This is a genomic window from Gardnerella sp. DNF00476 (assembly GCF_049262735.1).
Taxonomy (GTDB): Bacteria; Actinomycetota; Actinomycetes; order Actinomycetales; family Bifidobacteriaceae; genus Bifidobacterium; species Bifidobacterium vaginale.
In genome coordinates, this window is record NZ_CP058401.1 from 930391 (window position 1) to 955694 (window position 25304).

Consider the following 25304-nt stretch of genomic DNA (forward strand, 5'->3'; position numbering starts at 1 on the left):
CGTTTGTTCATGTTGTCCATAAGATTTTTGCGAAATGTGTAAAAGTGGATTTTTAAGCATTTTTACATTAAAAAATGTGCATATGTGTATATGTTTTTTATTAAGGTGTCCTCGCTGAACAAGATAATATTTGGCTATGAGTCATATTTTGGTGAATGTTGCATGGCCTTACGCAAATGGCCCTCGTCATATTGGTCACGTTGCAGGATTTGGTGTTCCTTCAGACGTGTATGCGCGTTATGAGCGTATGAAGGGCAATGACGTGCTTATGGTTTCTGGTACAGACGAACATGGCACGCCGATTTTAGTTGAGGCAGATAAAGAAGGCGTTAGTGCTCAGGAGCTTGCTAACCGCTATAATCGCGTGATTACTAAAGATTTGTGCGATTTGGGTTTAAGCTACGATTTGTTTACGCGCACGACTACAGCAAATCATGAGCACGTTGTTCAAGAGATGTTCCGTCAGTGCTTAAAGAACGGCTACATTTATAAGGGTACTCAAAAGGTTGCGATTTCGCCTTCTACAGGTCGTACTCTTCCAGATCGCTACATTGAGGGCACATGCCCACTTTGCGGCGCGGATGGAGCTAGAGGCGACCAGTGCGATGCTTGCGGTAATGAGCTTGATCCAGATGAGCTTATTAATCCTGTATCCAAGATTAACGGCGAAACTCCGCGATTTGAAGAAACAGAGCATTACTTCCTCGATTTGCCTGCTTTAGCTGATGCTAATTTGAATTGGTTAAATTCTCGAGATGGTTGGCGTACAAATGTTATCAACTTCTCGATTGGATTATTTAAGGAAGTTAAGCCTCGAGCTATAACTCGTGATATTGACTGGGGTATTCCTGTTCCTGTAGAAGGATGGGTTGATAACCCGAATAAGCGCCTGTACGTGTGGTTTGACGCTGTTATTGGCTACTTGTCTGCATCTATTGAATGGGCACGCCGTCAAGGTAAGCCGGATGCTTGGCGCGATTGGTGGTGTGACCCTAAGTCTCCTGGCTATTACTTTATGGGCAAAGATAACATCACCTTCCATTCTCAGATTTGGCCTTCAGAAATGCTTGCATATAATGGCGCTGGCTCTAAGGGTGGCGAGGCTGGAGTTTATGGCCCGTTGAATATGCCTGAGCAAGTTGTTGCTTCTGAGTTTATGACTATGGAAGGCAAGAAGTTCAGTTCTTCGCGTGGAATTGTGATTTACGTGAAGGATATTTTGGCGCGTTATCCTGTGGATGCTGTGCGTTACTACATTTCTATTGCTGGTCCTGAAAATTCTGATGCCGACTTTACTTGGGCAGAATTTGTTCGTCATAATAACGAAGAGCTTGCTGCCAGCTGGGGTAATTTGGTAAATCGTGTCGCTAATTTGATTCATAAGAATTTCGGAGAGATTCCTGCTCTGGATGAAAATTCAATGACAGATATGGATCGCGCTTTGCTTGATCAAACCTCTAATGCTTTTGAGATTGTTGGTGGTTTGATTGAACGTCATCATCAGAAGAATGCGCTTAACGAGGCAATGCGTGTTGTGTCGGATATCAACAAGTACATTTCTGCAACTGAGCCTTGGAAGATTAAAGATGATGAAGCACGTCTTGGTACTGTTTTGCACGTTGCAGCTCAAGCTGTCTCTGATGCTAATCATTTACTTGCTCCATTCTTGCCACATTCTGCGCAAAAAGTGTGGGAAGCTCTTGGTGGTACGGGTGTGTTCTCTCCTCTGCCAAGAATTGAAGAGGTGACTGACTTAGATAATCCAGATTTTAAGTATCCGATTATTACTGGCGACTATCGTCTTGGAGAAACTGTTCACCCGTGGGAGAGTGAGGAATTAGTGACTGGTACGCCTGTCGCTAAGCCAACTCCGATTTTTGCCAAAATTCCTAAAGAGGCTATTGATGAGGAGCTTGAGCGTTTTGAATCTGCGCTTGCCGCTCGTCGTAAAGCTGACGAAGAAAGATTGGCTGCAGCTAAAAAATCACTAGAATCTAAGTGATTAAACGAAAAATTTTAAGTTATAGTGATGCATGTAACAAAAAATAGGTTGACTATCAGGATTTAAAAAATTTTTTAAGGAAATTTTTAGGTTATATGCGTGTTTTGCGAGAAAAGTGTGGTTATAATGAGTATTGCTGATGGTTATCCATCAGTGAGGTTCGTTCGCGAACCCCATAACTGAAACCTTCTTCTCTCTTTCTCTCTGCCCCGGTGGGTCTTCTCTTTCCCACCGGGCTTCTTTTTATCTTTTTTAACTGTTCGCCGCTTACCCTACCATTTGTTCCTTTATTTCTGCCAAGTGTGGTGGAGATTCGAGATTTTTCGCAGCTAGCGAGGCGAGCCTCAGCATGAAATGGTGACTCGCCGAGAGAGCAAGAAAAATCGAGAATCTCGGTGATCAAGCAATACGCAATTGTTCAAGTACGTAAGAGGGCTGGGTGATTCTTGGTCGAACAGTATAAGAGCGGCAGCCGATACCAAATAATCCAATGATCAACCACTACAAACAAACTTCAACCCAAAAACAAAAATCAAAACCAAAACGGAACAACCGCAACACCAGACTACACGCAATAGGCGGAGCGTTGTGAGACAAGAATTAGCCAGCCCTCTAGCAACAGTAAACAGAGAATGTCGCGAGCGTTATATTTGCATCACGAGCGAGACAAATATAACGAAATTAAGTCAAAAAACGTTACAAATATCTCATCAATGATGCAAATATAACGAAAATCAGTCAAAAAACGTTACAAATGACTCACGAGCGAGACAGATGTAACGAATCTGGGTCAAAAAAACGCAGACTGCGTTGCAATCTGCGTTTGTAAATCAGCTTGTGCTAAATCAAGTTTAGCGGCAGCGCTTTGTAAGTGGAATCCACGGATCAAGCATTACAGGCTCCTGATCCAATATTGCTCGCGTTGCTTCATCAAGATACTTCTTGTTAATAATGATTTCTGTAACGTAGCGGTCAAACCACTGCGCGGATCCAACGTAGTATCCGTCTTCGCCGTTATCTTTACCCCAGCTGTTTTCAATCTTCCAGCGGTCTGGCTCACCATCTTTGTTAAGGTTTACGCCAGTAAAGGTCATTGCGTGGTTGCCTGGGCAATCCATATATTCCAAACCTTTAGCTTTGTCGAATGTAAACTCTACATCGAATAGCTCGTCTACGCGCACAACTGCAGGATCAAAGAACCCATCTTGTCTGAGTGAGAACTGAGTGCAATCGCAAGCGAACCAGATTGGATGTCCGTCTTTTAGCTGATCGACAGCGGCTTTGCGGAATACTTCTAGCGCAACGTTTGCAAACTCCATTTCCTTCGTCTCAGCAACGTTTGTGGTGTATTTAAGCTGGTAGAGCTTGTTGAACGGAGTGTGTTCCATTGGGGAGTTGCACAAGCTCACAAAGTCGTTTATGTCAATTGGAACGTATTTCTTTGCGAATTCTAGTGGTGTTATTCCATATTCGCGAATCATTGGACGATCGTCTTTGCCAGTCTTTGGCTTATCGTCCTTCTTATCGTCTTCTTTGGCTTCGTTCTTTTTGTCGTCCTTTTCGTCTTTCTTATCGTCGTCATCTTTAGTACGTGCAATAAAGTCGAAACGCTCTGGTGGCTCGCCAAGTGCGATAGCTGTCATACGGTATACGGTTTCAAGGTCGCGGATTTTCATTTCGCGCAACTCTTCTATGGAAGTACCGTTCTTGTGTGCTTCGCGCAATTCAGCCGCGAATTCACGCAACTTGGTATTTATGTATTGTACGAATGCATCTGAGTCAATAGCATTCTGTGAATCTGGGTATGCGCTTTTTGGTACGAGTCCGTACTTGTTTACCAAGTTAACGAACATTTGCCACCATCCGCCGTCGTCGATCGGACCGTAGTTAATGTTTTCAAAGACTCGACTATCTAGGGTCTCGTCTAATGTTGCCAACACGTTTTCCAAGTACGCATTTGCCTTTTCAATCTTGTCCCAGAAGAACAGGTAGCTTTCGGAAAACTCGAAGTCTTCTAAATTCCACTTGTGCATTAATTCGTAACGTAAAGTGTTAAGGGAAGCGAACATCCAGCAACGTCCAGAGTGCTGTTGGTTTGTTATTGATCCTTGTTTTAATTCTATGGAGAAGTTGCGTGGTAAAGCGCGTTGTCCTTGATAGCTTGTTGCAGCTTTAAGAACGCCGCTTGCTACAGAAGCGTTTGCGGCTACTCGATTTGCTCGCTGTTCGTTAAAATGCTTGGAATATTCGCGCACGTTGTCTATGGTAACGGCTTTTACGTTTTCAGACATATATCTCCTTTTGTTGTTAGGTTGAAAATAGGCGAATAAGCGTTATTGTAGCGTGTTCAATGCACGAGTAGCGTTTTGCGTGGTCTGTGCTTTTTTAATAGGATGCTAGTAAAACTAATTGCAATGTGTTTTGTTAGTACGAAATGTTATTGTATTTACACTTTTATTACGATTTACGAAACTAATTTTCGTAAAATTTAAATAATTCCGTTAAATATTCTGATGTTCTGTTGATTTTGTGTATTAATTTTTGTGATAATTGATATTTATTCCGTATTATTGCATGTTTATTTTAAGCAATGTACATAGGTTAGCTAAAAATATACTAATTACATGTCCCATTTATGAGGGCTTACTTAAGTGTGCCTTGAGTATGCTTTTGATTTGCTTTTGCAACTGGGTATAGCAAACGATAGCAGTGTGCAGGCTTGAGGCTTGCAGTTACCAAATGGAGGTAACAATGTTTAGACGTAGAAAAGAGTCACAATGATACGATACATCGTTAAACGATGCCTGAATTATGTTGTGATGCTGTTTGTATCCGTATCCATGACGTATTTCTTGGCAAGTGCTTTTATGGATCCGCGATCGAATTATATGTCTAGGCATCCGCATCCACCAATTCCTTCGATTAACCGTTCTTTGGATTTGGCGAACATTAACGACCAAACTCCAGTTATTACGAGATATTTGCGTTGGATTACTGGCGTTCTTACTCGTTGGGATTGGGGATTAAGCCCAGAGCAGGCTCCTGTTGGTCCTGCGATTGCGGCTCGTATTGGTGCGTCTGTCCAATTAGTTACTTGCGCAACTGTTCTTGGTATTGTTTTCGGTGTTAGTGTTGGCGTTTATACTGCTATTCGTCAATATAAGTGGCAAGACAGGGTTCTTAACTCTATTGCTACGTTCTTACTTGTTGTTCCAGCTGCTGTGTTTGGATTGCTTATTGTGTTAGCTGCAATTAGCGTTAACAATGCTGCTGGCTCTCGTTTATTCTTTGTTACGGGATTGCATTCTTATCAAGGTTCTAACCCTATTGCTTTTGTTCTTGACTTCTTACAGCATTTGATTTTGCCGACAATTGTTATGACTGTTCCTGGCATGGTTGGATACCATCTTACGCAGCGCACTTATTTGCTTGACACTATGAATGCTGATTATGTTCGCACTGCTCGTGCTAAGGGATTGCCTTTGAACATTGCTATTCGCCGCCACGCTTTGCGTACTTCGTTGATTCCTACAGCCGTAGATGTTGCCTTCTCAATTGCAGGTGTGTTTACGGGCGCCGTTATTACTGAAACCGTGTTTGCAATTAACGGTTTGGGTAGCTATTTTGTGCAGACGATTTCTAATAACGACATTAATGGTTCTGTTGCTATTGCTGCATTCGGAGCTGTGTGTACTTTGGCTGGAGCTTTGCTGGCAGATATCTTCTCTGCTTGGCTTGATCCTCGTATTCGCTTGAATTAATTGTGCAACAGTGTAGGTGATTGATATGAGTAAAAAAGATGTATCTTCAAAGTCTCAAGAGTCTGTTGCAGACAAAAAGGCAAATGCTAATTCTTGGGGTAATTTTAAGCGAACTGGCAAAATTACGCTTTATACGCGTCGCTTCTTTAGGCGACCGTCTGCCGTCGTTGGCTTGGTTTTGCTTGTGTTCTTGATTCTTCTTGCTTTGTTTGGATCTAAGATTAGTAAGTGGGGCTACGATGAGCCTGATTTTACGGCTCTTGCAACTCCTCCTAGCGCAGAGCATTGGCTTGGCACAACTCCTGGCGGATCAGACATGTATGCAATGGTTGTTCGCGGACTTGGTCGCTCACTTTCTATTGGCATTGTAAGCTCCATTTCTATTACAATTATTGCTGCTTTGGTTGGTACTGCTATTTCTTACTTTGAGGGTTGGTTTGAGCAAGTTGGCATGTGGGTTTTGGACATGCTTTTGATTGTTCCATCCTTCTTGCTTATTGCTTTGATTGTTAGCTCCGCGACTGGTGGCAATGATTGGCTTTGGCTTGCGTTTGGTATGACTTCCTTTGGTTGGATTGGTTATGCTCGTACGCTTAGAACTTTGACTTTGAGTTTGCGCGAGCGTGAATATGTGCGCGCAGCCAAGTTTGAAGGTGTTTCTTCGTTCCGCATTATTGTTCGCCACCTTGTTCCAAATCTTGGTTCTGTATTGATTATTAATACGGTTCTCGGTGTTATTGGTGCAATCAACGGCGAAACCGCATTGAGCTTCTTGGGTCTTGGTATCAAGGCTCCAGATACTTCTTTGGGTACTCTTCTTAATGTTGGTCAAAGTAGCGTTATGACCTCTCCTTGGGTTCTTTTGGTTCCTTCTGCGGTTTTGGTTATTTTGACTTTCTCTGTTCAGCTTATTGGCGATGGTCTTCGCGATGCGATTGATCCATATTCTAGGTCTGTTGGTAAGGCCGAGTAAGGCTTGTTGGAGGTTTAAACATGACTGATATGGTGAATGACGCAATTAAGGAAGATTCTGTGATGGAAAATCAGAACAACGAACCACTTCTTTCTGTACGCAATTTGCAAATTAGCTTTGCTTCGGAAGCTGGTACGGTTCATGCAGTACGCAATATGAATTTTGATTTGTACCGCGGAAAAACCATTGGTATTGTAGGTGAATCTGGATCTGGTAAGTCGGTTACTTCTCTTGCTGTTATGGGTTTGCTGGATAAGAACGCGTCTGTTAAGGGTTCTGTTGTTTATAAGGGCGAAGAGCTGTTAACGAAGTCTGATGCAGAGATGAGTAAGATTCGTGGCAAGAATATTGCTATGGTGTTCCAGGATCCTCTTTCTGCTTTAACTCCAGTGTTTTCTATTGGAGATCAGCTTAAGGAAGCTTTGGTTATTCATAATCCAAATATGACCGAAGATCAGATTCGTGAGCGCTCTATTGAATTGCTTAACTTGGTTGGTATTACTAAGCCAGCTGAGCGCTTAAAGGCTTTCCCTCACGAGTTTTCTGGCGGCATGCGTCAGCGCGTTATGATTGCAATGGCAATTGCTAACAACCCAGATATTATTATTGCTGATGAGCCTACTACCGCTTTGGATGTTACGATTCAGGCTCAGGTTTTGGATGTTTTGAAGAAAGCGCAGAAAGAAACTGGCGCCGCAATGATCTTCATTACTCACGATTTGGGTGTTATTGCTGGCGTTGCAGACGAAGTTATTGTTATGTATGCGGGTCATTTGGTTGAGCATAATAGCGTTGAAGAGATTTTTACTCACCCAACTCAGCCATACACAATCGGCTTGCTTGGCGCTGTTCCGCGCGTTGACCAAAAGCGTACTCGCCGCTTAACTCCAATCTCTAAGCCAACAATGGATATGTTGATGGCAGAAGAAAAGAGTGGAGATACTAGCGATATGATGGGTCTTGAGGCAGAAAGCGAAACCGTTCGTGCGCTGCTTCATGCAGAAACCGAAAAAACTATTAAGCCAATGTTTGAGGGCATTCCTCGCGAGGATCGCAAGGTTGTTTTGGATGTTAAGGGCTTAGTTAAGACATTCCCAATTACTGGTGGCGGTTTCTTGCGACGCAAGGTTGGCGAAGTTCGCGCTGTTGATGGCATTGACCTTGAGATTCGCGAAGGCGAAACTGTGGCCCTTGTTGGCGAATCTGGTTCTGGTAAGTCAACTACTTTGATGGAAATCATGAGTTTAAAGAAGCCAGAAGCTGGCTCTATTACAGTTTTTGGCACCGATCTTAACGATAAGTTGACTAAAGAGCAGCGTCGCGAGCTTCGTTCTAAGATCCAATACGTGTTCCAGGATCCTATGAGCTCTCTTGATCCTCGTATGCTTGTTTACGATATTTTGGCAGAGCCTCTTCATGTTCAAAAGAAGTCTAAAGAAGAGATTCGTCAGCGTATTGCGGAGCTTATGCAGCTTGTTGAGCTGAATCCAGATCAGGTTGATCGCTTCCCAACGCAGTTCTCTGGTGGCCAGCGTCAGCGTATTGCTATTGCTCGCGCTTTGGCTGTAAACCCTAAGCTGCTTCTTCTTGATGAGCCTGTTTCTGCCTTGGATGTTTCTATTCAGGCTGGAATTATTAACTTGCTTGAAGATTTGCAAGACAAGTTGGGTGTTGCTTACTTGTTTGTGGCTCACAATATGGCGGTTGTTCGTCATATTTCTAGCAGAATTGCTGTTATGTACCACGGACGCATTGTTGAATCTGGCGAAACGGATGAGGTGTTTGATAATCCTAAGCATCCGTACACTAAGGCTTTGATTAGTGCTGTGCCAATTCCAGATCCTGCGATTGAGAAGAATCGTAAGCGTATTATTCTCAATGAAGAAGATTCGTTTGATGACGTTGCAAGCGTCTGATTCTAATCTTTTGTGAATACGCCTAAACTTTTGTTTAGGGCAATTTTGATCGCGTGTGTTATGCAAGACACACGCGATTTTTTGTTACAGGCACATAAATTCTAAAAAAAGTAATATATTTTGTTTTTTAATTAAAATAAACTAAAAAATTTTCTGTTTGACTGTTTTATGTATTTAATTTTCTTTTTTATGGATTAAATCTTAAGTAACAAAAGCTTAAATTCAGTATTTGTTAAAAAAGTCGTAACACAAAATGTCAAAAGATTAGATATACTCTACACACATACCAGAAAGCGGACATCATTTCTGGGGAATGAGAGGAATCATGAAAAAAACTAATGCAGGCAAATTAACTGTATTCGCCGCAGCTGCACTTTCTGTTGCAATGCTACTCGGCGCTTGCGGTGGCACAACTGCTACTACAGCAGATAAGGCCAAGGGCGGTATGACCGAAGAGCCAGCCGCAGGTGTGGATACTTCCTACACTGGCGCTCTTCCAATGCCTAAGGTTGACAAGCGCTATGACAATCCACAGCCTCGTGACAATGTTAAGGATGGCGGTACTTACACGTTCTCGCTTTCCGACATGGGTCCAAACTGGAACTACGCTTCTAACGACGGTAACACCGCGTATATGAGCACTTTGTGGGGCTTCTACCAGCCATCGCTTCCTTATTACGATACCGTTAAGGGCGAGAAGGTTAAGTACAACCCTGATTACATTACTTCTGTTAAGAAGGTTAGCGACAAGCCACTCGTAGTTCAGTACGATTTGAACCCAAAGGCTAAGTGGAACGATGGTACAGACATCGATTACACTGCTTTCAAGGCTACTTGGGAAGTTATGAATGGCAAGAACGAAGCCTACTCTGTACCATCTCACGAGGGCTATGACTGCATTGAGTCCGTTGAGCAGGGCGCAAATCCTAAGCAAGTAATCGTTAAGTACAATAAGCCATGCGCAACTTGGGAATTGCTTTTCGCTCCATTGGTTCATCCAAAGGCAACCGATCCAGCGGTATTCAACCAGGGTTGGGTAAATAATCCTCACAACGAGTGGGGTGCAGGTCCATTCGAGATTCAGTCCGCAACCGAAGATCAGGTTGTTTTCGTGCGCAATCCAAAGTGGTGGGGCAAGAAGGCAAAGCTTGACAAGGTTGTTGTAAAGCGTATGGAAGATACCGCTGCAATGAACGCCTTCCAGAACGGCGAAATCGATTCCGTGGATTCCATCTCCACCAAGGATAAGGTTAAGGCTGCTCGTAGCGTTAAGGGCGCTCAGCTCCGTTACGGCTACAGCACCAAGATTCGTGTTATTAACTTAAACGCAAAGGCTGGCGCATTCAAAGACAAGGCCGTGCGTAAGGCCGTTGTCCAGGCATTCGACGTTGCCACCTACAACAAGATTCAGTTCCAGGGTATGAGCTGGAAGAGCGAGCAGCCAGGTTCGGAGCTTCTCTCCATGTTCCAGGCTGGCTACAAGAACAACCTCCCAGCTGATGGTAAGTTCAACGTAGAAAACGCTAAGAAGACTCTTGAGGCCGCTGGCTACAAGATGGGCAAAGACGGTTACTACGCTAAGAATGGTAAGACCGTTCAGTTCACATTCACCTTCTTCGGCGATGACTCTACTCAGGCAGCTCTTGCTAACGCATTCCAGGCCATGATGAAGAAGGCTGGCATGAAGTGCAAGACTGTAAACAAGCCTGCTTCTAAGTTCTCTAAGACTGTAACCTCCTTCGACTTCCAGGTGCTTCCAATGGCTTGGGTTTCCCAATCCCCATTGAGCTTCGTGGGATCCGCTTCCCAGGTCTACGGTTCTAAGAGCGATTCCAACTTTACTGGCACTGGCAACAAGAAGATTGATGCCCTGCTCGCCAAGGTTGGTAAGACTTACGATTACAAGGAACAGACTGCATTGGCCAACAAGGCTGAGTCCATGGCTTTCGCCGAGTATGGTACGCTTCCAGTTTCTGCTCCTCCAACCTATCAGGCATACAAGAAGGGCTTCGCTAACGGCGGTCCTGCTGGATATGCTAACGTTTTTGTTGAAAACATTGGTTGGCAGAAGTGAGTAAATTTGTAGCGATAACTCGCGCAAGTTTACTAAGCTGATTGCTTAACTTATAGCATGTGGCGTGTGGTCTTTGGCTGCACGCCACATGCTTTTGCTGTAATCGCGTGCGTAGTTACGCAGAAAATAATCGCGTAAAAAATAGTCGCGCAAAAATAAACTCAGAAAAATAGTATAAACTTAATAAAACTTAATAAAAAATAAATCGCGAAGTCAAAAATAAGGGAGAATCTAGCGCATGTATGTAAATCCAAGTAAACGCAAAGACGCGAGTAATGTGCGCTGGGTTTTGCAATATTGTAAGCCAGATATGTGGAGAGTAGGCGTATCGCTAGTTCTTTTTACTATAAACGACACAATGGCAATGACAATGCCGCTGCTTTCGGGCTTTATTGTAGACAAAGTCATTATTGGAAAACAGCATGATTTGCTTGCTTTTGTATGCGTGCTAATGGTTGCAATGATGATTATTCGCGTAGGCTCAAGATATATCTACCAGCTTCAAATGGAAAGATTTGGCCAAAACGCCGTGTATCGCCTTGTAAGCGACGAGTACGAGAAGCTGCATTCGCTTGATTTTACATACTTTAATCACACGCGCACAGGCGACATTATGAGCCGCATGACTTCGGATACGGACGCGATTCGCCACGTTTTAAGCTGGGTGTCTTATATGGCGCTGGATTGCTTAGTGATGTTTGTGTTTGCGCTAGTTATAATGTTTTCAATACAATGGCAGCTAGCTCTAGCACTTATGGCAATTACACCATTTTTATTCTGGCTTGCAAGACTTATGGGCAAGAACGCTAGGCCAAAGTTCCTTGCGATTCGCGAATCGTTTGCACGCATGAATTCAATGGTAGAAGAAAACATTGAAGGCAATCGTGTTGTAAAAGCTTTTGTGCGCGAGCCTTTTGAAACACAGAAATTCGATAAATGCAACGAAGACTACTTTAACCGCAATATTACGCTTGCAAAAAACACACAAAAATACATGCCATGGCTTGACGGCATGGGCTTTGCGTTAGAGCTTGTAACAGTAGGATTTGGTGGATGGCTTGTGCTTAATGGAAGCATGACTTTAGGTGCGTTTGTAACGTTTAACAGCTTCCTTTGGATGCTCCACATGCCAGTAAGAATGGTTGGGTGGCTTATTAACGATTGGCAGCGATTCAACGCAGGATGCGTAAATATTCGCAAGCTTCTTACGCAAGAATCGCATATTGATTTGCCATCTGCCTCCGCAAAAAACGTTAAGGTAAAGGGTCACGTAACTTTTGAACACGTTGATTTTGCATTCCCAGACGATCTTGATTCACCAATTTTAAGCGATATTGATTTAGATGTTCCAGCAGGCACAAAGCTTGGAATCTTAGGGGAAACGGGGTCTGGAAAGTCAACGCTTGTAAGTCTTATAGCGCGTTTTTATGACACTACGCGCGGCCGCGTTTTAATTGATGGAAAAGACGTGCGCGAATGGCCTCTAGAAACTGTTAGAAATCAAGTTAGCATAGTTGCGCAAGAAACATTCCTGTTTTCCGATACGATTGCAGGAAATATTGGCTTTGGTTTGCCTCAAAACGAGGAAAATTGCAAAGAATTAGATAGCACGATTAGGCGTATGGCAAGAATCGCAGATGCAGACGATTTTATTATGAATATGCCAGAAGGCTACGAAACTGTAGTAGGCGAGCGAGGAGTTGGTCTTTCGGGCGGTCAAAAGCAGCGCTTAAGTCTTGCTCGCGCGCTAGCTAATAATCCTCCAATCTTGATTATGGACGATACAACTTCTGCAGTAGACATGGAAACTGAGGAGCATATTCAAAAAGAGCTAAAAAAGTTAGATGGTTCTCGCACAGTAATCACAATTGCTCACAGAATCTCATCTGTTAAAGACGCAGACATGATTATTGTGCTAGATCACGGCAAAATCGTAGAACGCGGAACGCACGAGCATCTTGTGGCATCGCATGGAAGATATTGGGAAATCTACAAAAAGCAGCTTGGTATGCAAACGGGCAAAGCTTTGGGATTTGAAGATTCACACGAGCCTAAGGGGGAGTAGAATGGCGCAGCGCAACACTTATAGAGAAGACGAAAGCCAAGAAGAGCACGTAAATTTGCACGAGTTGATGCGCGTTCGCAAATACATAAAGCCGTACGCATGGCAGCTAGTCAAAATAGTTTTAGTTGTTATTAGCGGAAGTTGCATTATGACAATAACGCCAATGATTACAAAAACACTTATAGACGTAGTTTTGCCTAATAAAAACGTTTCTTATTTGTATGCGCTTATTGCATTGTTTGGCGTGCTTATTGTGCTATATGAGCTTGGTTTGGCATACAGAACGCTTGCTATTACGCGACTTGGTCAAATGATAATTAAAGATATGCGACGAGATATTTTTACGCACGTGCAATCGTTATCGTTTGATTACTTCGATTCGCGCCCACACGGCAAGATTTTGATTCGCATAGTAAACTACATAAACACGCTTTCCGACACGCTTTCGTCTGGTTTAATCAACGTATTTTCCGATGTTTTTGTGCTAATAATTACGCTGATTGCAATGTTTTCTATAGATTGGCGAATGGCATTGTGGAGCCTTGTATTATTCCCAGTTTTTATAATCTGGACTCGCACTTTGCAAATTTTGCAACGAAAAGCGTCTAAAAAATTGTCGAATAAGCAAAGCAATCTTAACGCATATTTGCACGAATCAATCGCAGGCGTAAAAACCACTCAAACTTTTGCGCGCGAATCAGAACAATACGCTACATTCCAAGATCAGCAGTCGGGAGTCAGAAAAGCGTGGATGCGAAACGTTAGAGTGCAAATGTTACTTTGGCCAGGAGCTTCGATTATTGAAAGCGCAGCAATTTCGCTGCTTTACTACGTTGGCATAATGAATGCAAGTAGTATGAACATAAGCACGGGTACGCTTATAGCATTTGTGTGGTATTCGAGTACTTTTTGGGAGCCAGTTGTAAACATTGGTAACTTCTACACGCAACTCGTAACATGCTCAGTGTATTTGGAGCGTATTTTTGAAACGCTAAGCATTAAGCCAAATATTGTAGATAAGTCAGATGCAAAAGAATTGCCGCAAATTAAAGGCAGGGTTGGCGTAAACGACGTTGTGTTCCGCTACGAAGAGAGCGGAAAGCCGATTTTGAATTTAATTGACTTGCACATTGAGCCTGGAACAACGGTTGCGCTTGTAGGTCCTACTGGAGCGGGTAAAACAACGCTTGTAAGCCTGCTTTCTAGATTCTACGACGTTTCCGAAGGCTCAATCACAATTGACGGCTACGATGTGCGCTCAATAACGTTAGCATCTTTGCGCAAACAAATGGGCGTTATGCTTCAAGACAGCTTTATATTTAGCGGAACTGTTAAAGAAAACATTCGCTACGGCAAGCTTGACGCAACAGACGAGGAGATTGAGTCGGCGGCTCGCGTAGTTCACGCGCACGAGTTTATTGAAGAATTGCCTAATGGCTACGATACGGAAATTGAGGAGCGAGGAGCCACTCTTTCTGCAGGACAAAGGCAGCTTATATCGTTTGCCAGAGTATTACTTGCGAATCCGCGAATTCTAATTTTAGACGAAGCAACAAGCAATATAGATACGCGTACAGAAGAGGCGTTGCAAGCAGGATTAGCTCAATTGCTTAAAAATCGCACTTCTTTTGTAATTGCACACAGGCTTTCTACAATAGAGAATGCGGATTTGATTTGCGTGATTGACCATGGGCAAATCGTGGAGCGCGGAAGCCATGAGCAACTTATGGCGCAGAAAGGTGCGTATTACAGGCTTGTGGAATCGCAATACGCTGCGATTAGTGCTGCGATCCAGTAAGCGCAAAAGTTGCGTTTTAAGTCACGTTTCAAGCTACGTTAAATATGCGACTACACTTGTAAATCATGAGTAAGCATCATCGCGAACACAATTGGGCGCCTTCTTTAACAGAGCAGTCTGAAATATGGCAGAATCTAATTAAAGAAGGCATAACAATCGCAGACGACCACACGCACATGTTAAGCGTAGTGGATTTTGCAAAAAATCTTAATCAAGAATTATCGCAAAAAGGGCGAGAACCAATTGCGGAACCAAGTGCAGATGACTTAGTAAATAGTGCAAAAGCATCAGGCGTTTCTAAAATGATTGAGGTTGGATGCGAATATCCAAATTGGCAGCCAACAATAGATTTTGCGGCAGCTCACGCGGATTGCGTGCGTGCTGCAATAGCGATTCACCCCAACGAAGCGCCTCTACACGGTCATAGGGGAGCAGAAGGACCAGACGGCTTACCGGTGGTTTATAAGCCGTATCATGATATTTCATTTGACGAAGCAATGCAACACTTGCGCTCGCTAGTCGTAGATAACGCAGAAGAAGTAGTGGCAATAGGTGAAACGGGATTAGACTATTTTCGCACAGGCGAGTCTGCAAGGATTTACCAACGCGAATCATTCCGCGCGCATATAGCACTTGCAAAAGAGCTTAATTTGCCGCTTCAAATTCACGATAGAGATGCTCATAGTGATGTTGTAGAAATTTTGCTAAAAGACGGAGCGCCAGAGCGCACAGTGTTTCACAGCTATTCTGGCGGGAAAGACTTAGCTCAAGTGCTAAAAGAAAACGGATGGTACGCAAGTTTTTCTGGAACGATTAGCTATAAAGGTAACGAAGATTTACAAGAATCTGCGCGAATCATTGGCAAAGATCACATAACTGTTGAAACAGATGCGCCGTACCTTACACCAATGCCGTATAGGGGTCGTCCGAACGCGCCTTATATGGTTCCTTATACACTTGAATCGTTAGCAACCGCGCTTGACTGTTCTTTGCTAGAAGTAGCAAAGTCAACTTTAAAAACAACGAAAGAAATCTACGGTTTTTAGATGATCTAGTCTTATATTCTTGCTTTGATTAAGCCTTATTTTTCAAGGATTCTATGCTGACTTTGCTTTATATATCTGTTATTGTATACAATATTTAGGTACAAATAAATAAAACTGTAAGCAGTAAGACCATATGCGACTTCTTATTATGGCAGATTATTGCAAAGAAGAGGTCTTACTTTTTGGAGGAAAAATCAAGCATGACTAAGTCACGCGTTTCAGCGCTATCTAACGATGACGCTAAGGATCTTCGCAACGGGGCGAAGGAGTCTGAGAAGGCTGCTAAGGGAGTAACGAACCCTAAAGAGGCGATCCTAAAAGCCGCTTCTTTTACAAAAGCGCCAAAAGTTTCTCAGAAAACCACCACTCGCGAAGAACGAGAGGCGTTGGCGTATCAGCAGGCTAAAGAAGTTAAAGAGGCTGAAAAGCTTGCGGATAGTGCGGTTAGAGGTCCACTTGGCAGATGGTGGGCAAAGATACAAACCAGCTCAGATAAATTTACTTTAGGTATGTCGATAGTGGCATTGGGCGTTGTTTATGGAGATATTGGAACTTCTCCTTTGTACACTGCTCAAACATTCTTAGCTGGTCAAGGCGGATTGCAAAACATTAGTCGCGAAGCCGTTTACGGAATGTTATCCCTAGTGTTTTGGTCAATCACGCTGATCACAACCGTAAAATACGTGTTTGTAGCTATGCGCACAGACAACAAAGGCGAAGGTGGAATTTTTGCACTCTACTCGCTTATTAGACGAAAAGGCGCGTGGCTTGCGATTCCAGCAATGATTGGCGGTGCTGCGTTCCTTGCGGATTCTGTTCTAACTCCAGCAGTTTCAATATCTTCCGCAGTTGAAGGTCTGCGAACTATATCTGCGTTTAGGCCTATTTTCTTAGAAAACGACAATCTATCTTTAATGATCACCGTGGTTATTATTGTGATTCTGTTTTCGGTTCAACAGCGAGGAACTGAAAGAATAGGCAAAGTTTTCGGCATAGTAGTTATGATATGGTTCGGATTCCTAGCGCTTGTTGGAATCATGAATATTGGAGAAGATTGGGCAATTTTTGAAGCTTTGAACCCAATTTACGGCTTGAAGTTTTTGTTTAGTTCGCACAATGTGCAAGGAATGGCGTTAATGGGCATCATATTCCTTTCCACAACAGGTGCGGAAGCCTTGTATTCTGATATGGGTCATGTTGGGCGTGGAAACGTTTACGTTACGTGGCCATTTATTAAAGTTGCTCTTGTTCTAAACTACTTTGGTCAAGGCAGCTGGATGCTACAACATCAAAACAATAAAGCATTATGGTCTATAGAAGGCTTAAATCCTTTCTTCCAGATGCTCAGCCCGAATTTACGTTATGTAGCAGTTGTGCTTTCTGTAACAGCAGGCATTATTGCATCACAGGCTTTGATTACTGGTGCATTCACTATGGTTTCAGAAGCTACAAGCCTTAATTGGATGCCTCATCTCCAGGTGCGTTACCCTGCGCGTACTCGTGGTCAGCTTTATATTCCAGTTGTTAATTTTGTGCTTTGTCTTGCAACTCTTACGGTTTTAGCTGTGTTTAAAGATTCAGAGCATATTTCGGGAGCATATGGTCTTGCACTTACGCTTACCATGATTGCTACAACAACACTTCTTACTGTTCACATGTGGTATCAAAAGAAGAAGATTGCTGCTTTAATTTTTGCCACTGTGTTCTTGATTATCGAGATTTTGTTCTTTATAGCATCTATGGCAAAATTCATGCATGGTGGTTGGTTTACCATGATTCTTGGGGCTACGATTCTTATCGTTATGCTCACTTGGAAGGATGGCACTAAGATTGAGCGTTCTCAACGCTTGCACATGAAGCCTAAGGATTTTCTGCCTGTGCTAGATAAGCTTCATCGTGATTTCCGTATTCCTTATTTTGCGGATAACATTGTTTATTTGACTTCCGATAAGGAAATGAAGCGTTTGGATACTGGAATCTTCTTCTCTATTTTTGCGGATCATCCTAAGCGTGCGCGCGCGTGGTGGGCTGTGTCAGTGGAAACGGATGATGCTCCGTTTACTCGCGAATATTGCGTGGAGAATTTTGGTACGGACTATTTGTTCCGCGTTAAGATCAAACTTGGGTTTAAGGTTTCTCCTTCGATTCCTGCGTATTTGCATCAGATTATGCACGATTTGTCGCATACTGGCGAGCTTCCGCAACAGCAATCTGTGTACCCTAAGGTTGATGCGGATCCAGATATTGGTCCAATTCGTTACGTGCTTTTACATAAGGCTTTGATGCCTGAGTCGAATATTTCTTTGCGTGGTGCGTTATCGCTAAAAATGAAGTATGCGATTCGTCATATTGCTGGTACGCCTGTTAAGTGGTTTGGATTAGCTCCGTATAATCCTGTTGTAGAAGTTCAGCCGTTGTTTGTTTCCACTCGTAGACCTCCTCGTTTAAAGAGAGAAGAAGTTGCTTCTTCTAGAGCAGTTCAGTCTTTGCAAGGTTCAGGAATTGTGTCTGATGTTGCGTCGGATGCTGAACAAACAACTATTATGAACGCTAGAGATATTGTTAATGCAAATGTTTCTAGCGATGGCAAGTCTGAGAAGTCTGAAAAGTCTGCAAATAAGGAGACTAAGGAATCTAAAATATCTAACACTGGCAAAATCGCTAGAATAGATACTGGTCAGATTAAAGCAGTTAAAAAGTGAAGTGATTTAAGCAACTAAGCAACAAGTGCTTTGTTTGTGTTGCTTTGTTTTAAGGAGCGCGGTGTAATTATGCTTGCAGATTTGCCTGATTTTAATAGGATCGAAAAGTTGCATCGCGCTACTGCGCCAAGTGAAGCTGCGTACAATTTGATTCACTGCCATTGTGTTGTTATTGCTACGATTTCTTGGATGATTGCAAGACGTCAAAATCAGTTGTTGGCTTTTAAGCAGCTTGGTAGTATTGAGGATTTTGCGGATAAGTCGCCAGCATCCGTCGAACGGATTATGCTTTGTCAAATATCTAAAATCAATAAAGACTTAAAAAATAGATGTGATTTAGCAAAGTCGTGTCTTGAAAAATTAATAAATTTAGATCCGTTATCTCTTCCTCAAATCGATGGAGGTGCGGCTCCAAGTGATTATGTAGACGAATATGCTGCATTTGCTGGAGGATTGTTGCACGATATAGGAACTTATTTTGTTTTAGCTAAAGATGGTTCGCGCGAAGAGAACGGTAAGTTGGAGTTTGACGGTCCTCATTATATTTTGCACGGCTTGCGCGGCTACAACTATTTGATTGATAACGGTTTTAGCGAAGATACTGCGCAATTTGCGCGTAATCATACTGGTGTAGGGCTGACTCGCGAGCAAGTTGTTTCTCAGAATTTACCGCTTCCAGCTGGCGACTATATTCCGCAAACTATTGAACAAGAAATTGTGATGGTTGCAGATAAATACAACAGTAAGTCGATTCCGCCGCGATTTTTAACAGTTGATACATATAGACGTAAAGCTGAACGATTTGGCGAAGAAAATGCAAAGCGATGGATGTTCTTGGTTAATAAGTATGGCAGAGTGAGTGTTTGCAAGCTTGCAGATTTCTTTGGGCTTAAGGTTGATTAGGCAAAGTTGATTAAGCTTTGCTTTTATGGCTATAAAGCCGCTAATCCAAGTGCAGTGTTTACTTCGGCTACAATATCGTGCATAGCAGCGCTTGCTGCAGCTGCGTCACCTTCCATAATTGCCTGCGTTACCTTTTTATGGTTTAATATCGCTTCTTTATTTGGTTTTTGCGGATAAAGATTTAGCTCAACTCTGCCGCGTAATACGCTTTCGACTATTGAACTAAGTTTTGCAAAAATCGGGTTACCGCTATTTGCAAGCAAAAGAGTATGGAACTGGATATCTAATTCATGAAAATCTGCCAGTCTATTTTCTTCTACCGCTTTTACCATATCGTGACCAATTACGCCCAATTTATAGCGTATTTCTACATCTCCGCGTAATGCACATCCAGCTGCTGCGGCAGGTTCTACAACAAGACGAAGTTCTGTTAATGCTCGTAGTTCATTTTCTCTGTATGGTGAATGTAGTTTCCATGTGATTACGCGTGTATTTAAGTCGTCCCAATTTTCTGGATTGCAAGCTATTACGCCTGTTCCGCGTTGAAATTGTACGCAACCCAAAGATGCTAATAGTCTTGTTGCTTCTCGAGCTACTGTTCTAGATATTCCATATTGTTTTTGAATATCTTCTAGTTTTCGATTAGTTTTTGGCTCCCATTTGTTATTTACTATTTCATATGCGAGAGAATCTGCTATAGATAGATGTAAAGGAGCGTTTTCGGTCACTAAGTCACTAGAAATTTGACTTTGTGTGGTATTAGACACCATATTTGCCTCGCAGTTTTATGTATATTTATGGTTTCATCCTAGCAAATAGAAAATGAAAATATAGTTATGCTCAAAAAATAACACATTAAAGACTCTTAATTCTTTGACAAAGAGTCTTTGTGTGGTATTCTTATAGTGTTGTCAATAACAAAGGAGCTATTATGGCGATTCACATTGTAGTGATGGGCGTTGCTGGTTGCGGCAAGTCTACTGTTTCTGAGGCAATTCGCGATCAACTTGGTTACACTCTGGCAGAAGGTGATGATTTTCATCCAAAAGCTAATATAGATAAAATGTCCGCAGGAATTGCGCTAACAGATGAAGATCGTTGGCCTTGGTTGGATCTTATTAACAAATGGATGGTTGCGCGTGAAAGTCTTGGAGAAAACACAGTTGTTTCAAGCTCTGCATTAAAACGGTCATATCGCGAAGTTCTTTCTAAAAATCTAAACGTGTACTTCTTGCATTTAAACGGAAGCCATGAGTTAATAGCGCAGAGGCTAAAAGATCGTAAAGGACACTTTATGCCACCATCTTTATTGCCAAGTCAGTTTGCAATTTTGGAGCCTCTAGGTAAAGAAGAAAACGGAACCGTTATATCGATTGAAGGTTCTGTTGAATATATGGTTCATAGAGCTATCAAAGCAGTAAAAACATATGAACAATCGCAGCTGCAAAAACAATCATAAATGCAAAACAATAGCAATTGTAAAGTGGCGCAATTGTAAAGCAGCACAAAAATATACATTCAAAAATTACTAACGCAAATAACAAAGTTGTTAGCGCATTGATCGTAAACAAAAGATCACAAGGAATTATAAATAAAGCATCACAATAATTAAAACAATTCACAAAATCATGGAGGATTTATGAGTGGGTTAATTCTTGCGGCAATATTAGGTATAGCGCTTATTGTCGTACTTATTGCAGTGGTAAAAGTACATCCCTTCCTATCGTTAATGATTGGTTCGATTGCAACTGCAATCATTGCAGGAGTTCCATATGATAAAAGTCTTACAAGCTTTACTAATGGAGTTGGTTCCACAGCATCAGGAGTTGGATTACTCATTGCTTTAGGCGGAATTATTGGAATTCTTCTTACGCGTTCTGGTGGAGCAGACGTGATTTGTGACACCATACTTAAGAAAGCTCCAGAACATAAGCTTCCATGGGCTATGGCGCTGAGCGCATTTATTGTTGGAATTCCACTGTTCTTTGAAGTTGGTGTAGTGATACTTATACCAATTATTCTTCTTGTTGCTCGTCGTACAAAAATGCCAGTAATTGCTTTAGGAATACCGGCGCTCGCAGGCTTATCGGCTTTGCATGCTTTTGTACCGCCACATCCTGGACCACTTGTTGCTATTGATGCTTTGCACGCAAACCTTGGATTGACTTTGGCTTTTGGTTTGATTATCGCCATACCAACTGTAGCAATCGCAGGACCTCTAATGGTTCATTGGATGGTAAAAATGGTTCCTATTCAAGCTAAGCAAGAAGAAGACAATAAGAAGGAAGATAAGCCACAAAATCGTCCTACATTCGCGGAAGCATCTAGCGTAATTTTACTTCCAGTAATTCTTATGCTTGCAGCCAGTGTTGTTGATATTACGGGGCAATCAAAATCTACATTTGGTAGTGTAATCGCATGGATTGGAACACCACTTGAAGCTCTTACAATCACTACTATTTTTGCGATGATATTATTTGCTATTCGCGCAAAGTGGAGTAGGGATACATTAAATTCTCTGGTAGGCCTTTCGTTCTCCTCAATTGCAAGTATCTTGTTGATAGTTGCTGCTGGGGGCGGATTTAAGCAAACTCTTGTAGATTCTGGAATTGGTAAAGTTATTGCTACGGGCATTGTTCAGGCAAATCTTAATCCTCTTCTTGCTGGATGGATTGTTGCTGTACTAATTAGATTGGCGACTGGATCTGCAACCGTTGCAACCGTAACGGCATCTGGAATTGTTGCACCTTTGGCTGCAAATCTAAATCAAGTACAATTAGCGTTACTCGTACTAGCTATTGGTGCTGGATCAATCTTCTTATCTCATGTAAATGATGCTGGATTCTGGTTGGTTAAAGAATATTTCGGTATGAGCGTAGGACAAACATTTAAAACATGGTCATTAATGGAAACAGTATTGTCTGTTGTTGGACTTGCAATTATTATGCTAGTTTCCGCTGTTGTTCCTGTGTTCATATGAAATTAAAAAGATTATCTGAATAAGTTTTGTGACAGTTTTGCAAAAGTTATTAAAAGTTATTAAAAGTTATCAAAAAATTTGAAGGAAGGAATTTATTATGCAATTAGGTGTTATCGGTTTAGGGCGCATGGGTGGAAACATGGTTAAGCGCTTGCGCGAAGGAGGTCATGAAGTTGTTGGATATGACGTTAGTGCCGAATCAAATCGAGATGTTGATTCTTTAGAAAAATTGGTACAAAGACTTTCTAGTCCGCGTATTGTATGGGTTATGGTTCCAGCTGGTTTTCCTACAGACACAACTATCGAAAAATTAAGCAATCTTCTTGAAGATAATGATCTAGTAATTGATGGAGGTAATACCAGGTATATTGATGATCAACGTCATTCTGTTGAATTAAAAGCAAAGGGAATCCATTTTATGGATGTTGGAGTTTCAGGAGGAGTTTGGGGCTCGACTCGTGGTTACGCATTGATGGCTGGCGGCTCCTATGAAGATTATCAGAGAATGCTACCAATTTTCGAGACTTTGAAGCCTGAAGGCCCTGACGGACTCGTTCACGCTGGTGCTGTTGGCGGTGGTCATTTTGCCAAGATGGTTCACAATGGAATTGAATATGGCATGATGCAGGCTTTTGGTGAAGGCTTTGCAACAATGATGCGTTCAGAATTAATAGATGATCCAGCTAAGGTTATGTCTTCATGGCGCCAAGGTTCTGTTGTTCAATCTTGGTTGCTTGACTTATTCGCGCGCGCTGCAAAAGACGATCCAACATTAGAATCTATGCCTCCTGTTGCTAATGAATCTGGTGAAGCAAAGTGGATGGTTGAAGCTGCACTTGAACTTGGTGTTCCAACCCCAGTTACCGCATGCTCATTGTGGGCTCGTCAAGTATCTCGCGGAGGTGGAGATGACACTTTGCGAGTAGTTTCATCGTTGCGCGCGCAGTTTGGTGGCCATGTCACTAAAAAATAGTCAAAGTAAGTAGAAAATATCTAAGGTAAAAATAGATAAAAGATAGATAAAGAATAGATAAAGATTGTATAGATGGGCAGTTATGCGTTAATTGCCCATCTATTTTTGTTTGTGACACTCCCGGGTTTTGTGTTTTTTATGGTTTTTTGTTTGTTTTTTGGGTTGTTTTTGGTTTTGTGTTGGTGGTTGTGGTGGTTTGTTGTGGTTTGTTGTGGTTTTTTGCGTGTTTTCGACACGCCGATGTTTTGGCTTGTTTTCAATGGTTTTGTGGTGTTTGTTTGGTGTTGGTTTGCGTTTTGGTGGGGTTTGGTGTAAGTTTATCTCTTGCTGCTCAGCGCGGCTGGTTCTCCTCGGTTGAGGTTGATGGGCCGGCTGGTGTGGTGGTGGTTTGAGAACTCAAGAGCGTGTCTGTACTACTTATTTAGTTAATTATTGCCAGTTCATTGTCAGCCTCACGGATTGTGGGGTGCCTGAGAGATGGTTAAATGATGGTGAGGTTTTTTGTTGGGATGTTCTTTCCTTAAAGAATGTCTCGTCTTTTTCTTTTATATTGGAGCCTTTTGTTGGCTCTTCATTGAAGTTTTTCGTGGAGGGTTCGATTCTGGCTCAGGATGAACGCTGGCGGCGTGCTTAACACATGCAAGTCGAACGGGATCTGACCAGCTTGCTGGTTGGTGAGAGTGGCGAACGGGTGAGTAATGCGTGACCAACCTGCCCCATGCTCCAGAATAGCTCTTGGAAACGGGTGGTAATGCTGGATGCTCCAACTTGACGCATGTCTTGTTGGGAAAGTGTTTAGTGGCATGGGATGGGGTCGCGTCCTATCAGCTTGTAGGCGGGGTAATGGCCCACCTAGGCTTCGACGGGTAGCCGGCCTGAGAGGGCGGACGGCCACATTGGGACTGAGATACGGCCCAGACTCCTACGGGAGGCAGCAGTGGGGAATATTGCGCAATGGGGGGAACCCTGACGCAGCGACGCCGCGTGCGGGATGAAGGCCTTCGGGTTGTAAACCGCTTTTGATTGGGAGCAAGCCTTTTGGGTGAGTGTACCTTTCGAATAAGCGCCGGCTAACTACGTGCCAGCAGCCGCGGTAATACGTAGGGCGCAAGCGTTATCCGGAATTATTGGGCGTAAAGAGCTTGTAGGCGGTTCGTCGCGTCTGGTGTGAAAGCCCATCGCTTAACGGTGGGTTTGCGCCGGGTACGGGCGGGCTAGAGTGCAGTAGGGGAGACTGGAATTCTCGGTGTAACGGTGGAATGTGTAGATATCGGGAAGAACACCAATGGCGAAGGCAGGTCTCTGGGCTGTTACTGACGCTGAGAAGCGAAAGCGTGGGGAGCGAACAGGATTAGATACCCTGGTAGTCCACGCCGTAAACGGTGGACGCTGGATGTGGGGCCCATTCCACGGGTTCTGTGTCGGAGCTAACGCGTTAAGCGTCCCGCCTGGGGAGTACGGCCGCAAGGCTAAAACTCAAAGAAATTGACGGGGGCCCGCACAAGCGGCGGAGCATGCGGATTAATTCGATGCAACGCGAAGAACCTTACCTGGGCTTGACATGTGCCTGACGACTGCAGAGATGTGGTTTCCTTTCGGGGCAGGTTCACAGGTGGTGCATGGTCGTCGTCAGCTCGTGTCGTGAGATGTTGGGTTAAGTCCCGCAACGAGCGCAACCCTCGCCCTGTGTTGCCAGCGGGTTATGCCGGGAACTCACGGGGGACCGCCGGGGTTAACTCGGAGGAAGGTGGGGATGACGTCAGATCATCATGCCCCTTACGTCCAGGGCTTCACGCATGCTACAATGGCCAGTACAACGGGTTGCTTCATGGTGACATGGTGCTAATCCCTTAAAACTGGTCTCAGTTCGGATCGTAGTCTGCAACTCGACTACGTGAAGGCGGAGTCGCTAGTAATCGCGAATCAGCAACGTCGCGGTGAATGCGTTCCCGGGCCTTGTACACACCGCCCGTCAAGTCATGAAAGTGGGCAGCACCCGAAGCCGGTGGCCTAACCCTTTTGGGATGGAGCCGTCTAAGGTGAGGCTCGTGATTGGGACTAAGTCGTAACAAGGTAGCCGTACCGGAAGGTGCGGCTGGATCACCTCCTTT

The 25304-nt window shown here is 43.2% G+C and carries 15 protein-coding genes and 1 rRNA gene; 14 read left to right on the forward strand and 2 right to left on the reverse strand.

Annotation, left to right across the window (positions count from 1 at the left end):
* The first annotated feature begins 136 nt into the window (after nt 1-136).
* Complete coding sequence (metG, locus tag HXT25_RS03755) at nt 137-2002, forward strand: methionine--tRNA ligase (RefSeq protein ID WP_065189483.1); 1866 nt, start codon at nt 137-139, stop codon at nt 2000-2002.
* Nucleotides 2003-2853: 851 nt separating this feature from the next.
* Here the strand turns inward: metG and HXT25_RS03760 are convergent.
* Nucleotides 2854-4293, reverse strand: a complete 1440-nt coding sequence (locus HXT25_RS03760) for an aminopeptidase C (protein WP_422118690.1) — start codon at nt 4291-4293, stop codon at nt 2854-2856.
* A 486-nt stretch (nt 4294-4779) separates the two neighbouring features.
* On the opposite strand from HXT25_RS03760, the gene HXT25_RS03765 reads away from it, so the two are divergent.
* From HXT25_RS03765 to HXT25_RS03805, 9 genes are all read left to right on the forward strand, one after another.
* Complete coding sequence (locus HXT25_RS03765) at nt 4780-5763, forward strand: ABC transporter permease (protein WP_004138444.1); 984 nt, start codon at nt 4780-4782, stop codon at nt 5761-5763.
* Nucleotides 5764-5788: 25 nt separating this feature from the next.
* Nucleotides 5789-6736, forward strand: coding sequence for an ABC transporter permease (locus tag HXT25_RS03770; protein ID WP_004112747.1), 948 nt, complete (start codon nt 5789-5791; stop codon nt 6734-6736).
* Nucleotides 6737-6756: 20 nt separating this feature from the next.
* Nucleotides 6757-8652 (forward strand): ABC transporter ATP-binding protein, encoded by a 1896-nt coding sequence (locus HXT25_RS03775; RefSeq protein ID WP_013399425.1) that lies wholly within the window; start codon nt 6757-6759, stop codon nt 8650-8652.
* 325 nt (nt 8653-8977) lie between these two features.
* Nucleotides 8978-10726, forward strand: coding sequence for an ABC transporter family substrate-binding protein (locus tag HXT25_RS03780; protein ID WP_422118691.1), 1749 nt, complete (start codon nt 8978-8980; stop codon nt 10724-10726).
* A 238-nt stretch (nt 10727-10964) separates the two neighbouring features.
* Entirely contained in the window at nt 10965-12791 is a 1827-nt protein-coding gene (locus tag HXT25_RS03785; protein ID WP_422118692.1) for an ABC transporter ATP-binding protein, read from the forward strand.
* Between the two features lies 1 nt (nt 12792).
* On the forward strand, nt 12793-14589 hold the full coding sequence (locus HXT25_RS03790) for an ABC transporter ATP-binding protein (RefSeq protein ID WP_422118693.1): 1797 nt from the start codon (nt 12793-12795) through the stop codon (nt 14587-14589).
* A gap of 65 nt (nt 14590-14654) precedes the next feature.
* A complete protein-coding gene (locus tag HXT25_RS03795) occupies nt 14655-15635 on the forward strand; it encodes a TatD family hydrolase (RefSeq protein WP_004118191.1) in 981 nt (326 codons plus the stop codon).
* A 200-nt stretch (nt 15636-15835) separates the two neighbouring features.
* Nucleotides 15836-18337, forward strand: a complete 2502-nt coding sequence (locus HXT25_RS03800) for a KUP/HAK/KT family potassium transporter (protein ID WP_013399429.1) — start codon at nt 15836-15838, stop codon at nt 18335-18337.
* Nucleotides 18338-18406: 69 nt separating this feature from the next.
* A complete protein-coding gene (locus HXT25_RS03805) occupies nt 18407-19240 on the forward strand; it encodes an HD domain-containing protein (RefSeq protein ID WP_422118694.1) in 834 nt (277 codons plus the stop codon).
* Nucleotides 19241-19269: 29 nt separating this feature from the next.
* Here the strand turns inward: HXT25_RS03805 and HXT25_RS03810 are convergent, their stop codons facing one another.
* Nucleotides 19270-20010, reverse strand: a complete 741-nt coding sequence (locus HXT25_RS03810) for a FadR/GntR family transcriptional regulator (RefSeq protein ID WP_101890430.1) — start codon at nt 20008-20010, stop codon at nt 19270-19272.
* Between the two features lie 161 nt (nt 20011-20171).
* Between HXT25_RS03810 and HXT25_RS03815 the strand changes: the two genes are divergently transcribed.
* The 4 genes from HXT25_RS03815 (at nt 20172) to HXT25_RS03830 (ending at nt 25304) form a co-directional block, all read left to right on the forward strand.
* Entirely contained in the window at nt 20172-20699 is a 528-nt protein-coding gene (locus tag HXT25_RS03815) for a gluconokinase (protein ID WP_101886699.1), read from the forward strand.
* 180 nt (nt 20700-20879) lie between these two features.
* Nucleotides 20880-22220: a GntP family permease gene (locus tag HXT25_RS03820; protein WP_004112718.1), complete on the forward strand. Its 1341-nt coding sequence runs from the start codon at nt 20880-20882 to the stop codon at nt 22218-22220.
* Between the two features lie 97 nt (nt 22221-22317).
* Nucleotides 22318-23193 carry a phosphogluconate dehydrogenase (NAD(+)-dependent, decarboxylating) gene (gene gnd / locus HXT25_RS03825; protein WP_064623022.1) on the forward strand — a complete coding sequence of 292 codons (876 nt, stop codon included), beginning with the start codon at nt 22318-22320 and terminating at the stop codon, nt 23191-23193.
* 583 nt (nt 23194-23776) lie between these two features.
* Nucleotides 23777-25304, forward strand: a 16S ribosomal RNA gene (locus tag HXT25_RS03830).

What these genes read in the sequence shown, in the direction of transcription:
- metG (WP_065189483.1), top strand. Translation starts at nt 137, where the DNA reads ATGAGTCATATTTTGGTGAATGTTGCATGGCCTTACGCAAATGGCCCT.
- HXT25_RS03760 (WP_422118690.1), bottom strand. Translation starts at nt 4,293, where the DNA reads ATGTCTGAAAACGTAAAAGCCGTTACCATAGACAACGTGCGCGAATAT.
- HXT25_RS03765 (WP_004138444.1), top strand. Translation starts at nt 4,780, where the DNA reads ATGATACGATACATCGTTAAACGATGCCTGAATTATGTTGTGATGCTG.
- HXT25_RS03770 (WP_004112747.1), top strand. Translation starts at nt 5,789, where the DNA reads ATGAGTAAAAAAGATGTATCTTCAAAGTCTCAAGAGTCTGTTGCAGAC.
- HXT25_RS03775 (WP_013399425.1), top strand. Translation starts at nt 6,757, where the DNA reads ATGACTGATATGGTGAATGACGCAATTAAGGAAGATTCTGTGATGGAA.
- HXT25_RS03780 (WP_422118691.1), top strand. Translation starts at nt 8,978, where the DNA reads ATGAAAAAAACTAATGCAGGCAAATTAACTGTATTCGCCGCAGCTGCA.
- HXT25_RS03785 (WP_422118692.1), top strand. Translation starts at nt 10,965, where the DNA reads ATGTATGTAAATCCAAGTAAACGCAAAGACGCGAGTAATGTGCGCTGG.
- HXT25_RS03790 (WP_422118693.1), top strand. Translation starts at nt 12,793, where the DNA reads ATGGCGCAGCGCAACACTTATAGAGAAGACGAAAGCCAAGAAGAGCAC.
- HXT25_RS03795 (WP_004118191.1), top strand. Translation starts at nt 14,655, where the DNA reads ATGAGTAAGCATCATCGCGAACACAATTGGGCGCCTTCTTTAACAGAG.
- HXT25_RS03800 (WP_013399429.1), top strand. Translation starts at nt 15,836, where the DNA reads ATGACTAAGTCACGCGTTTCAGCGCTATCTAACGATGACGCTAAGGAT.
- HXT25_RS03805 (WP_422118694.1), top strand. Translation starts at nt 18,407, where the DNA reads ATGCTTGCAGATTTGCCTGATTTTAATAGGATCGAAAAGTTGCATCGC.
- HXT25_RS03810 (WP_101890430.1), bottom strand. Translation starts at nt 20,010, where the DNA reads ATGGTGTCTAATACCACACAAAGTCAAATTTCTAGTGACTTAGTGACC.
- HXT25_RS03815 (WP_101886699.1), top strand. Translation starts at nt 20,172, where the DNA reads ATGGCGATTCACATTGTAGTGATGGGCGTTGCTGGTTGCGGCAAGTCT.
- HXT25_RS03820 (WP_004112718.1), top strand. Translation starts at nt 20,880, where the DNA reads ATGAGTGGGTTAATTCTTGCGGCAATATTAGGTATAGCGCTTATTGTC.
- gnd (WP_064623022.1), top strand. Translation starts at nt 22,318, where the DNA reads ATGCAATTAGGTGTTATCGGTTTAGGGCGCATGGGTGGAAACATGGTT.